The following is a 15,518-nucleotide window of genomic DNA, read 5'->3' on the forward strand; positions in this document are numbered from 1 at the left end:
CCTAGATGGGAGACGGACATGCGGAAAATCGGCCTGATCGGCGGCATGAGCTTCGAGAGCTCGGCGATCTATTACAAGCTGATCAACGAAGCGGTGCGCGCCCGGCGCGGCGATCTTCATTCGGCCGAGGTCATGCTGCATTCGGTGAACTTCCAGGATATCGTCGACATGCAGAAGGCTGGCCGTTGGGATGCGGCGGCCGAAAGGCTGGCCGGCGTGGCCCGTGACCTCGAAGCCGCCGGAGCCGGCTGCGTGCTGATCTGCACCAACACCATGCATCTGGTCGCCCAGCCGGTGCAGACGGCGATCGCCTGTCCGCTGATCGACATCATCGACGAAACCGCCAAGGCCCTGGCTGCAGCCGGCCGCAGCCGCCCGCTCCTGCTCGCCACCCGCTACACCATGGAACAGGGCTTCTACGCCGAGCGCATGCGCGGGCATGGCATCGAGGTGATGGTGCCCGATGCCGAAGGCCGGGCCGTCGTGCATGACGTCATCTTCTCCGAACTCTGCGCCGGGCTGGTGAAGGACAGCTCGCGCCAAAAGCTCGAGGCGTTGATCGAGCGGGCCAAGGCCGAAGGTGCCGACAGCGTCATCCTCGGCTGCACCGAGATCTGCCTGATCCTCTCCCCCGGCAGCCTCAGCCTGCCCGGCTTCGACTCCACCACGATCCATGCGGCCGCCGCCGTCGATTTTTCGCTTGCCTCCGGGCCGGACGCTGCCCAACTGGCAGCATGATCGATCAACGAGCAGGAGACAGGTCATGAGTCAGGCGGCAGATCCCGGCCGGGAGGAGAGCGCGAAGGCGGTGATGGAGGGCGAGATCGGCATTCTCGCGCGCCGGAGGATCGAGGCCGGCATCATCGCGCCGATCTATGAGGAAATGCGTGAGCGCCTCGGCGAGGAGCTGGCGCAGTCGATCCTCGATTCCGCCATCCGCAAGGCCGCCATCGAGGCAGGACGCAGCTTTGCCGCCAAGACGCCGGGTGGCACCGATTTGCGCAGTTTCCAGGACCTGCAAGCGCTGTGGACCCAGGACGACGCGCTGGTGATCGAAGTGGTCAAGGCCACCGACACCGAGTTCGACTACAATGTCCATCGCTGCCGCTACGCCGAGACCTACAAGGAAATGGGGCTCGGCAAGATCGGGCACCTGCTGTCCTGCAACCGCGACGGGGTGTTCTGCACCGGCTATGATCCGCGTATCACGCTCGAGCGCACGCAGACGATCATGGACGGCTCCAGCCACTGCAATTTCCGCTACAAGCTGCAAGAAACCGCCAAGGCGGAATGATGGACCAGCCTCTCGCCAGCCGGACGGCCCCGACGCCCCGCATCGATGCGGTGCAGCTCAATGCCGATATCGAGGCCACCGCCCGCTTCGGCGGCACCGGCAATGGCGGCGTCTCCCGCCTCACTCTCACGCCGGAAGACAAGGCCGTCCGGGACTGGTTTGTTGCCCGCTGCATCGAGCTCGGCTGCCGCGTGGACGTCGATCCGATCGGCAACCTGTTCGCGTCCTATCCAGGGCGCAATGCCGCCCTGCCCGTCATCATGACCGGCAGTCACCTCGACACCCAGCCGGGCGGCGGGCGCTATGACGGCGTCCTCGGCGTGCTGGCCGGCCTCGCCGCCCTTCGCGCCCTGAAGAGTTCGGGCATCGTCACCGAACACCCGCTGACCGTGGTGAACTGGACCAATGAGGAAGGCTCACGCTTTTCCCCGGCCATGTTCGGCTCGGGCGTGCATGCTGGCGCCATCGCGCTCGACGAGGCGCTCGCGGTGCGCGACCGTGCCGGGATCAGCGTCGGCGAGGCTCTCGACGCCATCGGCTATCGCGGCAGCCAGGCCTACAGGCAAACGCCGGCTGCCTATGTCGAGCTCCACATCGAACAGGGACCCGTACTGGAAGCGGAGGGCACCGCGATCGGGACCGTCACCGGCGTACAGGGCCTGCGCTGGTTCGACGTGGTGATCGAAGGCACCGAATCCCATGCCGGTTCGACGCCGATGGCGAACCGACGCGACGCGTTGACCGCCGCCGCCCGGCTCATCCTTGCTGTCGAGGCGATCGGCCGTGCCCATGCCCCCGGCGTGCTGACGGTCGGCCATGCCGGCATCTCCCCGAATTCCCGCAATGTCGTTCCGGGCCGGGTCAACCTGCAGATCGACATGCGCCATCCCAGCCAAACCGGGCTGGACGCCATGGAAACGGCGCTGCGGCAGGCCGTCGCCGGCCAGGCCGACAGCCGCATCGAGCGGATCTGGGCCAAGCAGCCTGTGGCCTTCGATCCCGCCTGCATCGAGGCTGTTCGCCAGGCAGCCGTGGGCTGCGGGTTGTCCTGCCGCGACATCGCGTCCGGCGCCGGTCATGACGCCGCCCATCTGGCGGCCCTCGCCCCAACGGCGATGATCTTCATCCCGTCCCGCGACGGGCTCTCCCACAATGAACGGGAATATTCCTCGCCCCGGCAATGCGCCGATGGCGCCGAGGTGCTGCTGCGAACCCTTCTCGAGCTCGACCGACGACTGGCCTGAAGACCACCCTTTCAGGGTGTTTCGAACAAACCCGGAAAGGTTTGTATACGCAGGATAATGCCGCCCCTCACCTTACCTCTCCCCGTAAGAACGGGGCGAGGAGGCGCAAGCGTTGCGACTCGTTCTCGTCGCATTCGTCTCGCCCAATCATCGTGCGAGACCAAAGATTCACCGAACATGACTGGACATCTAAGTCCCCTCGCCCCGTTCTTACGGGGAGAGGTAAGGTGAGGGGCAGCGCGACCTCGACGATCAGACCTGACTCGACTGTGTCAAACACCTTGAAAGGGGTGCGCCTGAAGACCAGCCCCCTGGCCGCGGAACCCGGCAAGATTTGCCGGGGGTTTCGCGCCGTCCTGCTATGGTCTGGGCACCAGTACGCCAAGATCGACCGCCTTGGCCATGGCCTGATAGCCGGCATCGTTGGGATGCAGATGGTCGCCGCAATCATAGGCGGGATTGATATTGTTGGGTTTGCTCGGATCTTCGAGCACCTTGTCGAAATCGATCAGCCCATCCGCCATCTTGTTGGTCCGGATCCAGGCATTGACCTCCTGGCGGATCTTCTCCTTCTCGGGCGTGTAGTAGCCGGAGGTCGGCAGCCCCTTGAAGGTGTCGACGAAGGGCGTGAGGGTCACACCGACGAAACGGATGCCATGGGCGTGAGCCCGGTCGATGATCTGCTTGTAGCCGGCGATCACATCCTCGGCCGTCGGCTCGGGATCGGCCGGGGTGATGGCGTCCTTGCCCGGCCAGCCGATATCGTTGATCCCCATCATCATCACCACGGTCGAAACCCGGGGATGGCTGAGCACCGACATGTCGAAGCGGCTGAGCGCATTGGTGCCCATGCCGTTGGACAGCACGCGATTGCCCGAATAGGCCTCGTTGACCACGGCCACATCGGCATGACCCTCGGCCTGCAGGCGCTCGGCGATATGATCGGGCCAGCGATTGTTCTTGTCCGGCGTGGAGCAGGCCCCGTCGGTGATGGAATCGCCGAAGAACACGATCGCCTTCGACTCCGGCTTGGCCGTGGTCAGGATGCGGCTGAGCAGCAGGCGCGATTTGTTGGTGCTGGCGGCGGTGAAATCGGCATCCTTGGTCTTGTCGCCCGGTCCAGAGACGTAGCCGGTCTGCACGCCGTCCCAATGGACCGAGGTGATGCCGGCACGCTTGGGCAAATAGAAGCTGACCGCGAGATTCGACAGGGCCTTGACCGACAGGTCCACGGGGTCGCTGACCAGCGGTGCACCGGGCGGGATCACGGCCGAGGGCTTGCCACCGAAGGTCAAGGGCTTCACCGAGCCTTCGTCGATGGCGCTGCCTCCCTTGGACAGGGCCACGCTGGCCGAACCGATCGTCACCGGGCGCGTGCCGAACTCGTTGGAGATGACCACACGCACCTGCTCGCCGCCGACGCTGATGCGGGCGATCTGGCGGACGGTCTGGTCGCCCAGCACTTCGGGCACGTCGAAGGGCGCCGGCAATTCCTCGGCCCAGCGCGGCGCGGGCGTGGCGGCCCATGTCGTGATCCAAGGCTCGGAACCTTGCGCATGGGCCGGGACCGCAGCCAAGGTCAGCGCCCCCGCGACAAATGAAGTCCTGACTGCCCATCCGATCAATCGCGCAGGCAAAATCCGATGCATACTCGATCGAGTCTCATAATAATCCAAATAGGAAACCATGGCGCTTTCCATCCCGCTTTGACAATATTGTAAAGTGACGTTGTCTTGATTGCGTATAGAGAAGAAGCATCCGACATCGCAGCGCGGAAGACTTCCGAAGCACCGGGAGACTGTGATTTTTTCCTGGATCTTGCAAGCCGGATACCGAGCGGCATGCTCATGATCGCCCGATCGCCAAAAGCGTCTTTGAGAATTGGCTCGACGGTAACGGCAAAACCGCGTCGGAACGGGAACCCGGCAAATACGCGCCCCCGCCTGAACACGCTTTGCAAGGGTTTAGAGCCGGTCTCTCAGCGCATAATAGCTCATGCCGGCGACCAAAGTCGGCCAGCGCAGCAGGCGCCCGCCTGGGAAAGGCGGCGTCGGCAGGGCGGCGAGGCGATCGAACTCGCCCAGGGTCGCGGCGGTGACATCCGCCAGGATCTTGCCGAAATAGGGCGCAAGCATCACGCCCTGCCCGGAATAGCCCGAGGCCGTCAGCACATTGGGCGCCAGCCGCCGCACGAAGGGCAGGCGCGTGGTGGTGATGCCGAGCGTGCCACCCCAGGCATAGTCGATGCGCTTGTTTTCGAGCTGCGGGAAGACCTTGAGCATGCGCTTGCGCACGAAGGCCTTCATGTCCGACGGAAAGCCCGAGCGATAGTTCTCGCCGCCGCCGAAGAGCAGGCGCCGGTCCGCCGACAGGCGATAATAGTTCACCACGAAGCGGCTGTCGGCGACGGCATAGTCGTTGGCGATCAAGGCCCTGGCTTCATTGTCCGAGAAAGGCTCGGTCGCCAGGATGAAATTGTTGATCGGCATCACCCGCGCCTCGGTATGGGCGTCCAGCCCCGAGAGATAGCCATCGCCGGCGAGGATCAGCCAGTCGGCGGAAACGCTGCCTTGCGCCGTGCGGATCACCGCCTTGCTGCCCTCCGCCCGATAGCTGACGGCTCGCGAGCGCTCGAAAATCCGTACCCCGGCATCAAGGGCCGCCGCCCCCAGCCCCAATGCCAGGTTCAGGGGGTGCAGGTGGCCGCCATCATGATCGACGAAGCCGCCATAATAGCCGCTGGCGCCGAGGACGGCATCCAGTTCGGCCTTGCCGATCGCCTCGACCTTGTCATAGCCATAGACGGTCCTCAGCTTCTCCGCATAGGCATGCGACATCGCCACATAGTTTGGTTTGTGGTCGGCGATCAGGATGCCCTGCTTGTAGTCGCAGGCGATCCGATGCCTGGAGATCAGGCCCTTGAGATGGGCCTTGGCGTCCTCGGCCATGCGCCATAACGCCTTGGCGCCGTCCAGGCCGACCAGTTTCTCCAGATAGTCCTGGTCACGGCGCTGGCCCGAATGAACCTGGCCGCCATTGCGCCCCGAGGCCCCCGAGCCGATCTCGGCCGCCTCGAGCACGATGACCGACAGCCCTTTTTCGGCGAAGGCGAGCGCAGCACCGAGCCCGGTATAGCCGGCACCGACGATGCAGACATCGGCGCGTTCCTCGCCCAGAAGCCGAGGCTGGGCCGGCAGGCGGTTGGCGGTGGCGGTGTAATAGGAATTGGCCGGATGGCCGGTGTTGTCGGTCATGATCTCTCAGGGGGCGGGGTCTTCAGACCCGCCTTTCCAGCAGCCTTTGGCGATTTCCGGCGAAGAGGCGGGTCCGAAGACCCGCCGCCATGCTAGACGTTCAGGAGCAGATGCTCGCGTTCCCAGGGGCTGATCACCTTCATGAAGGTCTCGTATTCCTGGCGCTTGATCGCGGCATAGGCGGTGACGAAGGACGAGCCCATCACCTGCCGGATCTCCTCGCTCTCATCCATCTCCGCGACCGCCTCGAGCAGGCTTTGCGGCAGTTCGAAATCGCGGTTCTTGGCATCCGATTCGATCGGCGACGTCGCCTCCAGTTCCTCGGTCATGCCGAGATAGCCGGCGGCCAGGCTCGCGGCGATGGCGAGATAGGGATTGGCATCCGAGGAAGGCACCCGGTTCTCGACGCGCCGTGCGTCGGGGCCCGAGGGCGGCACGCGCAGGCCCGCCGTGCGGTTGTCATAGCCCCACTGCACGTTGATCGGCGCCATGGAATCGCGCGTCAACCGGCGATAGGAATTCACATAGGGTGCCAGCATGCACATGATCGCCGGCAGATATTTCTGCTGGCCGGCCAGGAAGGAGAAGAACAGCGGGGTCGGGCCGCCGGTCTCCGGATCGGAGAAGATGTTCTGGCCGCTCTCGGCATCGACGATCGACTGGTGGATATGCAGCGCCGAGCCCGGCTCGCCCGACATGGGCTTGGCCATGAAGGTGGCGTAGATCTTGTGCTGGAGCGAGGCCTCGCGGATGGTGCGCTTGAACAGGAAGACCTGGTCGGCCAGTTCCAGCGGGTCGCCATGGCGCAGATTGATCTCCATCTGGGCCACGCCGTCCTCGTGGATCAGCGTGTCGATCTCCAGGCCCTGATGTTCGGAATATTTGTAGATGTCCTCGAACAGGGCGTCGAATTCGTTGACGGCCGAAATCGAATAGCCCTGCCGGCCGAGTTCCGGGCGGCCCGAACGGCCGATCGGCGGTTTGAGCGGATAATCGGGATCGGTGTTGGGCTCGACCAGATAGAACTCGATCTCGGGCGCCACCACCGGCTGCCAGCCCTTCTTGCGATAGAGCTCGCGGACACGGCGCAGCACCTGGCGCGGCGCCTGCTCGACGGGACGGCCGTCACGCGTCATCGCGTCGTGGATGACCTGGGCGGTCGGATCCATCGCCCAGGGCACGGCGGTCAGGGTCGACCAATCCGGCTGCATGAACATGTCGGTATCGGCTTCCACGGCATCGACCAGCCCGTCATAGGCCGGATATTCGCCGGTGATGCACTGATAGAAGATCGAAAGCGGCAGGTTCATCACCGGCGAGGCCAGGAATTTCGACACCGGCATGATCTTGCCGCGGGCCACCCCGCCCTGGTCGGGAACCAGGCATTCGATCTCCTCGATGTCCCGGGCGCGGAACCAATCCTTCGCGCTCTCCACACCGGAGATGCCACGCGCGGATTCGATATCCGGCACGCCAGAATGCTCGGGCTTGTCTGACTTCTTCTTTTTGCTCATCGTCGCACACATGCGGCTTCCACCCCGCAGGAAGTGCGGAGCGGCGACCCGAAACACGCGCCGGCGACCTGTTTGACGGCCCACAAGGAAGCCATCACGCGACTAACCTCCGGTTCGGGCCCTTGGTTTAGGAGGGCGGAGGCGCACGCGCCGCGCATCGGGGAAGACGCGCAAAAGAGGCATCGGTGGACCGACGCTGGCGCCACACTGCCTTTAGCGGCATGTAAAAGTCAATCGGAACGGCCAAAAAATGTGATCACAAAAAATGTGATCACATTTTTGCTCGGAATCGCATTTCCCCTGTAGACCGCCGCCGACTTCCCGGTTTAGGCTGCAATCAATCACCACAAACAGATGGGATACCATGTCTGATACAGGCGGGGGCGGCGCCACGGCGCCCGTGAAGTCGCAGAAGGCGATCGGGGGCGTTCGCCGCAAATTCCAGCCCTGGGCCGATCCAAAGGAAGTCCCCCTCATCCGCTTCGAGAACGTCACCAAACGCTTCGGCGATTTCGTGGCAGTGAACGAGGTTTCGCTCGACATCCACCCCCGCGAATTCTTCTCCCTGCTCGGTCCATCGGGCTGCGGCAAGACCACCTTGATGCGCATGCTGGCCGGCTTCGAGCAGCCGACGAGCGGGCGCATCACGCTGGCGGGAAAGGATCTCGCCGGCGTGCCGCCCTATGAGCGGCCCGTGAACATGATGTTCCAGTCCTATGCCCTGTTCCCGCATATGAGCGTGGCTGACAACATCGCCTTCGGCCTGAAGATGGACAAGATGCCCAAGGCCGAGATCGAGACCCGCGTCGGGCAGATGCTGAAACTGGTCAAGCTGGAGAAATTCGCCACCCGCAAGCCACACCAGCTCTCGGGCGGCCAGCGGCAGCGTGTCGCCCTCGCCCGTGCCGTCGCCAAGCAGCCCAAAGTGCTGCTGCTCGACGAGCCGCTCGGCGCCCTCGACAAGAAACTGCGCGAGGAAACCCAGTTCGAGTTGATGGACATCCAGGTCGAGCTCGGCATCACCTTCGTCATCGTCACGCACGACCAGGAAGAGGCGATGACGATGTCCGACCGCATCGCCGTGATGGACCATGGCAAGCTGGTACAGGTGGCTCCGCCCGGTGAGATCTACGAGCAGCCCAATTCCCGCTATGTCGCCGACTTCATCGGCAATATCAACATCCTCGAGGGCAAGGTTTCCTCGCAGAACGGCAGTTCCCTCACCATAACCTCCCACGCCAGCCAGAGCTTCAGCGTGGACAGTGCGGAGGCCTGCTCGGTGGGCCAGAACGTCTTCCTCGCCATTCGTCCCGAAAAGATGCGGATCTCGCTCGATCCGCCCGCGACGCCCGGCAATTCGCTGGCAGGCGAGGTCTTCGACATCGGCTATCTCGGCGACTGGACCAACTACCTCGTCGACATTGCCGGCACCGGCCAGCGCATCCGGGTGTCGCAGGCCAATATGAGCCGCTTCGTCGAGCGCCCGATCACCTGGGAAGACAAGGTCCATGTCAGCTTTGCGCCGGATGCCGGCGTCGTCCTGACCAAATAGGAGGGCGACATGGCTGACAAGACCCGCAAGGGCTTCTTCTCCGGGCGCACCGGAGTGATCGCCATCCCCTATCTATGGCTGACGATCTTCTTCGCCCTGCCCTTCCTGATGGTGCTGAAAATCTCGCTCAGCCAGACTGCGCTGGGACAGCCGCCCTATACGCCGACCTTCGATTTCGATTGGACCTGGCAGAGCATTGCCAGCTTCGTTTCCGAGCTGAACCTCGACAATTACTGGACAATGTTCAACATCTGGGGCGAGGATGGCGATACGCTCTATCTGAAGGCTTACCTGTCCAGCGTGGCGATCGCCTTCGTCTCGACGATCCTTCTGCTGATCATCGGCTATCCCATCGCCTATGGCATGGCGCGCGCCCCCAAGAGCATCCGCCCGACCCTGCTGATGCTGGTGATCCTGCCGTTCTGGACCTCGTTCCTGATCCGCGTCTATGCCTGGATCGGCATTCTCAAGCCGGAAGGACTGCTCAACCTGGTGCTGATCAAGCTCGGCATCATCTCCGAGCCCCTGCAGATCCTCAACACCAATTGGGCGATCTTCATCGGCATCGTCTATTCCTATCTGCCCTTCATGATCCTGCCGCTCTATTCGACCCTGGAGAAGATGGATCACACCCTGCTGGAAGCGGCTGCCGATCTCGGCTGCAAGCCGATCAAGGCCTTCTGGCTGGTGACCTTCCCGCTCTCCCTGCCCGGCGTGATCGCCGGCTGCATGCTCTGCTTCATCCCGGCCGTGGGCGAGTTCGTCATCCCGGACCTGCTCGGCGGCTCATCCACGCTGATGATCGGCAAGCAGATGTGGGACCTGTTCTTCTCGAACCGCGACTGGCCGGCGGCCTCTGCCGTTGCCGTGATCCTTCTGATCATCCTGGTCGTGCCGATCACCTATTATCAGCACAGCCAGGCCAAGGCGCTGGAGACCGACCGATGAAACAAGGCTCTTCCTGGTTCAACATGACCTCGGTCGCCCTCGGCCTCGCCTTCCTCTATCTGCCGATCGTGATCCTGGTGATCTACTCCTTCAACGACTCCAAGCTGGTGACGGTCTGGGGCGGCTGGTCGACACGCTGGTATGTCGAACTTTTCCACGACGAAGCCTTCATGAACGCCGCCAAAATCACCCTGATCGTGGCCGCGGTCTCGGCCACCATCGCCACCATACTCGGCACGCTCGCCGCCGTAGTCCTGGTGCGCATGGGGCGCTTCCGTGGCCGCATGACCTTCTCGGCCATGGTCTATGCGCCGCTGGTGATGCCCGAGATCATCATCGGCCTGTCGCTCCTCTTGTTCTTCATCTCGATGGGCGTCGATCGCGGCTTCTGGACCATCACCCTCGCCCATGTCACGCTCACCATGTGCTTCGTCACCGTGGTGGTGCAATCGCGCCTGCTCAGCTTCGACCGTTCCATCGAGGAGGCGGCCCTGGATCTGGGCTGCCATCCCTTCAAGGCCTTCTTCCTGATTACACTGCCGATCATTGCGCCGGCGGTGATCTCGGGCTGGATGCTGGCCTTCACCCTATCGCTGGACGATCTCGTGCTCGCCAGCTTCACCTCGGGTCCGGGCTGGAACACGCTGCCGATGCGCATCTATTCCTCCGTCCGCCTCGGCGTGACGCCGGAAATCAACGCCGCCTGCACGCTGATGCTGGCCGTGGTCGCCCTCGGCGTGGTGGCCGCCGCCATCTATACCAGCCGGGCCGAAAGGGAGCGTGAGCGCGCGGAAAGGCTGGCCGCGGCCGGCTGACCCCGTCCAACCCATTATCCGAGAGGTTCAGGCCCTCGCCCCATCCACGGGGCGGGGGCCTTCTCGTTTGCCCCTTCCGGGCATGTGGCCCATCCCTAGAGCAAAGCGCGTTCAAGCGTGAACGCTTATGTGCTCCAACTCCTTGTTCCCAAGCCAATCCAAAGGATTGGCTAAGGCGTCTTTGCGATTCTTGGTGATTCCACCAAATCGCAAAACGCTCTGGCTCGATCCGCGTCGGCACCTGTCAATTAACGACTCCAATCAAACATTTTCTAACACAATCGCTCTTGCGATGTTATATTTTGTTGAATAGCATGGCACTCAATCGGCGGAATCGACACGCCTTTCCGTAGGCGTATTCGAGTCCAGACCAGAAAAAAGCGATCATATCCGTCATTTTCTCAGTGGTTATTGCCTTTTCTCTCAGAATTGGCGCAGTCCAGCCGAGAGATGACGGGTTTGATCGCCATGGGGAAACTGAACATTGGCGTTGGAAACAGTTATTGATCATGTTTGATTCTGTTCTTTTCCGCATCACGACGCTTGCCCCTCTCGCAGCGCGCTAGGAAGCACCATGGCGTCCATCGAACTCGACCACGTCTCCAAGCTCTACGCCAATGGCGCCTATGGCGTACGCGATGTCGACCTGACGATTCCGGACGGCGAGTTCGTCATTTTTCTCGGCCCGTCCGGCTGCGGCAAGTCGACCACCTTGCGCATGATCGCCGGGCTCGAAGGTATTTCCTCCGGCGATTTGCGTATCGGCGGCAAGAGCATGACCCATGTCGCCCCGCGCGACCGCAACATCGCCGTGGTGTTCCAGAGCTACGCCCTCTATCCGCATATGAGCGTGCGCCAGAACATGGCCTTCGGCCTGAAGATGCGCGGCGTCGACGCCTCCACCATCGATGCCAAGATCGCCGACGCCGCCCAGCTGCTCGGCCTGCAGAACCTGCTCGGCCGCAAGCCGGCCGCGCTTTCGGGCGGTCAGCGCCAACGTGTCGCCCTGGGACGGGCCATCGTGCGCGAGCCCGCCGCCTTCCTGCTCGACGAACCGCTCTCCAACCTCGATGCCCAGCTACGGGCCGAGATGCGGCTCGAACTCATCAAGCTCCATCGCCGCCTCGGCCGTACCATCGTGCATGTCACCCATGACCAGGTCGAGGCGATGACGATGGGCGACCGCATCTGCATCATGCGCGAGGGCCGGCTGGTCCAGGCCGGACGCCCGCTCGAGGTCTACGCCAATCCGGCCAACACCTTCGTCGCCCGCTTCCTGGCGACCCCGCCCATGAACCTCATTCCGGCCAGGCTGGAGAGCGTGTCGGCGGAAGGCCTTGTGGCGGTGACGGATGCCGGCGCCAGGTTAGCCGTGCCGGCCCGCCACCATGTCGCCTATGGCGATCATGCCGGCCACCGGGTGATCCTGGGCATCCGGGCCGAGGACTTCTACGAAACTCGGCAGCATCCCGACTGGCAGAAAATCACGATCCGCGTGGTCGCCATCGAAGCCCTCGGCGCCGAGAACATCCTGATCGGCCAGATCGCCGGAGAAGGCGGGACCGGGGACAAGCCGCTGGAGATCGCGGCCCGGCTCGGGCGCAACTTCACCGCCCCGATCGGCTCGACGGTGGAGCTCTATGTCGACGCCCTGCCGATGCATCTGTTCGATCCCGAAACCGAGCAGGTGATCGCCAGGCCGGCGCTGACGGGAGGGGCATGACGACGATGCGCAGCGACAGTGAGACCATTCCCTTCCGCCGGCGCTTCGGCCTGCATTTCGGCCTCTGCCTCGTCTGCGCCCTCATCCTGCTGCCACCGCTCTGGGTACTCAGGACCAGCTTCCTGCCCGAGCAGCTCTCCTACAGCAACGAACTGATGCCGGCCTTCACCACCGAGAATTATGCGGCGCTGATCTCCAGCCGCTTCGGCGGCTCCTATCTCAACAGCCTCGTCGTGGCACTCGGTTCGGTGCTGGTCGCCCTGCCCTTCGCGGCGACCACCGGCTATGCCTTCGCCCGTTTCCGCACCGGCGGGCGCTGGGCGCGCTTCATCGTGCTGGCCACCCAGATGCTGCCGCCGGTGGCACTGGTACTGCCGACCTTCACGCTCTTCCGCAGCCTGGAACTCTCCAACTCGCTGACCGGGCTGATCATCGTCTATGCCGCCCTCAACCTGCCCTTCCTGACCTGGATCCTGATGGGCTTCTTCGAGGGCGTGCCTGTTGATCTCGAATGGGCCGCCATGACCGATGGTGCCACCGCATGGGGCGCGTTCTGGCGCATCGTGCTGCCGGTGTCGCTGCCCGGCATCGCCGCCGCCGGCGTGCTCGGCTTCATCCTGGCCTGGAACGAATTCCTGTTCGCCTTGGTGCTGAGCGGCCCGACCACGGCGACGATACCGGTGGCGCTCGCCGCGCTGCAGACCTCCAACGGCGTGCAGATCGCCAAGGTCTCGGCCGGCGTCATCCTCGCCATCCTGCCTCTGGTGATCGCCTCGCGCTTCATCCAGCGCTTCATCGTCCAGGGCCTGACTTTCGGTAGCGTCAAATAGACCGGCAACACGGAGAGCGGCGGCCAAATCTCAAATAAGGATGGCCGCACATTACAGAGAGAGGGATAGAGCCATGATCTGGAACGAGAACCGCCTGAAGACGACCCTGCTGGCGGCCGCCGGCGCGGCGATGCTGCTGGGGGCATCGCTGTCGTCGGCCGCCGCCGAGACCGTCACCCTGCGCGCCTTGATGGAAGACGTGCCGGAGACCAAGATCATCGAGGCGCTGCTGCCGGAATTCGAGCAGAAGACCGGCATCAAGGTCGAGTTCGAAAAGATCGGCTATCCCGACATGCACGACAAACTGGTGGCCCAGCTCACCGGGCCGCAGAGCTACTACAATCTGCTCGAGGTCGATTTCCTCTGGGCCGGCGAATTCCCGGCGGCGAACTGGCTTGTCGATCTCAAGCCCCTGGTCGAGAAGAGCAAATACGATCTCGGCGCCTTCATCCCCTCCACCATCGAGCTGCTCGGCGGCAGCCAGGACAAGCTCCACCTGGTGCCGATGTACAATTACTCGATGGGCTTGCTCTATCGAAAGGACCTTCTCGCCGACGAGAAGCTGAAGGCGGCCTATAAGAGCGCTACCGGCAAGGATCTCGCCCTGCCGACCTCGCTGGAGGACTATGTCGCGATCTCCAAATTCATGAAGGCCAACGCCAAGGTTGCCGGTGCGGCGATGCAGGGCCAGCGCGGCGATCCGAACAGCATGGAATTCTCCAACTATCTGTTCTCCGCCGGTGGTGCCTATCGCGATGCCGGCGGCAAGGCCAGCCTGAATACGCCGGAAGCCAAGAAGGCGCTCGACCTCTATGTCGACAACATCCAGAACGGCGCGCAGCAGGGCGCGACCTCGGCCACGCTCGACGACACCATGCGGCTGATGTGCTCGGGCGCGGCCTTCTCGATGGTGACCTATTGGTGGATGCTGCCGCAGATGGACGATGCCGCCAAATGCCCGACGGTCGTCGGCAAGGTCGGCCTTGCGGTGATGCCGGGCGGCCATGGCGAGAGCGGGGGCTGGGGCTGGGGCATTCCCAAGAACACCACGCCGGAAGAGCAGGAAGCGGCCTGGACCTTCATCCAGTGGGTGCAGAGCAAGGAGGTCTCGGTGAAGCGGGCCCTGCAGGGCCACGCCCCTGTGCGCTCCGACGTCTACAAGGATGCCGAGGTGCTGAAGAAATACCCCTTCTACCAGACGGCCGAGTCCGTGGTGGCGAGCGGCAAGTCCTTCCCGATCTTCACCTATTCGGCCCAGTACGAGGATGTGCTCGGCACGCAGCTCTCGCTTGCGGCCGGCGGCCAGGCGACCTCCGAGGCGGCGCTGAAGGCAGCCTCCGATGGCTTGCAACAACTGCTCGACAAGTGACCTTGCCCCGGCGCGGCCTTCGAGCCGCGCCGGTTCTGCCCAATTGACCGAACGGTGCGACAGATGAGCGTGATGGGATTGGCTGGACGCAGCCGGGAATGGCGGATCGGATGGGCTTTCGCCCTGCCCGGCCTCCTGCTGCTCGCCACCGTGATGGGTTTTCCGCTGGTCTATGCCTGCATCCTGTCGATCTCGTCGATGACGCTGATCAAGCCCAGCCTGACGCCACTGGTCGGCTTCAAGAACTTCGCGTCGATGCTGGCCGATCCGCTGTTCTGGAATGCCCTCTGGCTGACCGTACGCTATTCGGCCATCACCGTGATCGGCGAGTTCGTGATCGGGCTCGGCATCGCCCTGATGCTCAACCGCACCGTGCACATGAAGCCGGTCTATTTCGCCATCCTCACCATCCCGATGGCGATGTCGCCGATTTCGGTCGCCCTGATCTGGCGCATGCTGCTGCAGCCCAATCTCGGCATCGCCAACCATCTGATGGAAAGCTTCGGTCTGCCTCGGCTCGACTGGCTGGGCACGCCGGGCATGGCGCTGTGGACGATGGCGGCCATCGACATCTGGCAGCAGATGTCCTTCGTGGTGCTGATCCTGGCCGCGGGCCTTGCCGCCCTGCCGCGCGATCCTTACGAGGCCGCCGAAGTCGACGGCGCGCGGGCCTGGCAGCAATTCTTCTACATCACCCTGCCGATGCTGCGGCCGGTGGCGGCCATCACCGTCATCATCCAGCTCATCAACGAATTCCGCACCTATGACCTGCCCTATGTGCTCACCAAGGGGGGGCCGGGCAACGCCACGGAGGTGCTTAGTTTCTTCGCCTATCGCCGGGCCTTTCTCGGCCTCTCGCTCAACGAGGGAGCGGCAGCGGCCTTCGTGCTCCTGGTGATCGTGCTCGCCCTCACGGTGATCTTCTTTGCCGTGCTGGAGCGCTCGCAGGCCAGCGAGGGCGGGCGCTGACCCTGT

General features: G+C 63.6%; 13 protein-coding genes. 10 read left to right on the forward strand and 3 right to left on the reverse strand.

The features are described from left to right. Positions 1–18 precede the first annotated feature (18 nt). The 3 genes from ABXS05_RS13780 to ABXS05_RS13790 are packed head-to-tail and all read left to right on the forward strand — an operon-like array spanning position 19 to position 2,538. On the forward strand, positions 19–738 hold the full coding sequence (locus ABXS05_RS13780) for an aspartate/glutamate racemase family protein (RefSeq protein ID WP_311944748.1): 720 nt from the start codon (positions 19–21) through the stop codon (positions 736–738). Positions 739–763: 25 nt separating this feature from the next. Beyond that, positions 764–1,294 carry an L-2-amino-thiazoline-4-carboxylic acid hydrolase gene (locus ABXS05_RS13785; protein WP_311944749.1) on the forward strand — a complete coding sequence of 177 codons (531 nt, stop codon included), beginning with the start codon at positions 764–766 and terminating at the stop codon, positions 1,292–1,294. Beyond that, positions 1,294–2,538 carry a Zn-dependent hydrolase gene (locus ABXS05_RS13790; protein ID WP_311944751.1) on the forward strand — a complete coding sequence of 415 codons (1,245 nt, stop codon included), beginning with the start codon at positions 1,294–1,296 and terminating at the stop codon, positions 2,536–2,538. Before ABXS05_RS13785 ends, ABXS05_RS13790 begins: the two co-directional genes overlap by 1 nt. Before the next feature lie 359 nt (positions 2,539–2,897). Here the strand turns inward: ABXS05_RS13790 and ABXS05_RS13795 are convergent, their stop codons facing one another. From ABXS05_RS13795 to ABXS05_RS13805, 3 genes are all read right to left on the reverse strand, one after another. Then, positions 2,898–4,115 carry an SGNH/GDSL hydrolase family protein gene (locus ABXS05_RS13795; protein ID WP_311944752.1) on the reverse strand — a complete coding sequence of 406 codons (1,218 nt, stop codon included), beginning with the start codon at positions 4,113–4,115 and terminating at the stop codon, positions 2,898–2,900. 387 nt (positions 4,116–4,502) lie between these two features. Beyond that, positions 4,503–5,792 (reverse strand): NAD(P)/FAD-dependent oxidoreductase, encoded by a 1,290-nt coding sequence (locus tag ABXS05_RS13800; protein WP_311944753.1) that lies wholly within the window; start codon positions 5,790–5,792, stop codon positions 4,503–4,505. Between the two features lie 92 nt (positions 5,793–5,884). Next, a complete protein-coding gene (locus ABXS05_RS13805; protein WP_311944755.1) occupies positions 5,885–7,318 on the reverse strand; it encodes a glutamine synthetase family protein in 1,434 nt (477 codons plus the stop codon). A 352-nt stretch (positions 7,319–7,670) separates the two neighbouring features. Between ABXS05_RS13805 and ABXS05_RS13810 the strand changes: the two genes are divergently transcribed. The 7 genes from ABXS05_RS13810 (at position 7,671) to ABXS05_RS13840 (ending at position 15,512) form a co-directional block, all read left to right on the forward strand. Continuing rightward, positions 7,671–8,858, forward strand: a complete 1,188-nt coding sequence (locus ABXS05_RS13810) for an ABC transporter ATP-binding protein (RefSeq protein ID WP_367624277.1) — start codon at positions 7,671–7,673, stop codon at positions 8,856–8,858. A 9-nt stretch (positions 8,859–8,867) separates the two neighbouring features. Beyond that, positions 8,868–9,806, forward strand: a complete 939-nt coding sequence (locus tag ABXS05_RS13815; RefSeq protein ID WP_311942457.1) for an ABC transporter permease subunit — start codon at positions 8,868–8,870, stop codon at positions 9,804–9,806. Further along, on the forward strand, positions 9,803–10,621 hold the full coding sequence (locus tag ABXS05_RS13820) for an ABC transporter permease subunit (protein WP_311942460.1): 819 nt from the start codon (positions 9,803–9,805) through the stop codon (positions 10,619–10,621). The genes ABXS05_RS13815 and ABXS05_RS13820 overlap by 4 nt, the downstream gene beginning before the upstream one ends. 574 nt (positions 10,622–11,195) lie before the next feature. Then, entirely contained in the window at positions 11,196–12,344 is a 1,149-nt protein-coding gene (locus tag ABXS05_RS13825) for an ABC transporter ATP-binding protein (protein ID WP_311942463.1), read from the forward strand. Next, on the forward strand, positions 12,341–13,174 hold the full coding sequence (locus tag ABXS05_RS13830) for a carbohydrate ABC transporter permease (RefSeq protein WP_367624278.1): 834 nt from the start codon (positions 12,341–12,343) through the stop codon (positions 13,172–13,174). Before ABXS05_RS13825 ends, ABXS05_RS13830 begins: the two co-directional genes overlap by 4 nt. 73 nt (positions 13,175–13,247) lie before the next feature. Continuing rightward, positions 13,248–14,543, forward strand: a complete 1,296-nt coding sequence (locus ABXS05_RS13835) for an extracellular solute-binding protein (protein WP_367624279.1) — start codon at positions 13,248–13,250, stop codon at positions 14,541–14,543. 63 nt (positions 14,544–14,606) lie between these two features. Further along, the gene (locus tag ABXS05_RS13840) at positions 14,607–15,512 is read left to right on the forward strand and encodes a carbohydrate ABC transporter permease (RefSeq protein WP_367624280.1); all 906 of its coding nucleotides are present in this window, start codon (positions 14,607–14,609) and stop codon (positions 15,510–15,512) included. Positions 15,513–15,518: the final 6 nt, after the last annotated feature.

Source organism: Labrys neptuniae (assembly GCF_040797145.1).
Classification (GTDB): domain Bacteria; phylum Pseudomonadota; class Alphaproteobacteria; order Rhizobiales; family Labraceae; genus Labrys; species Labrys neptuniae.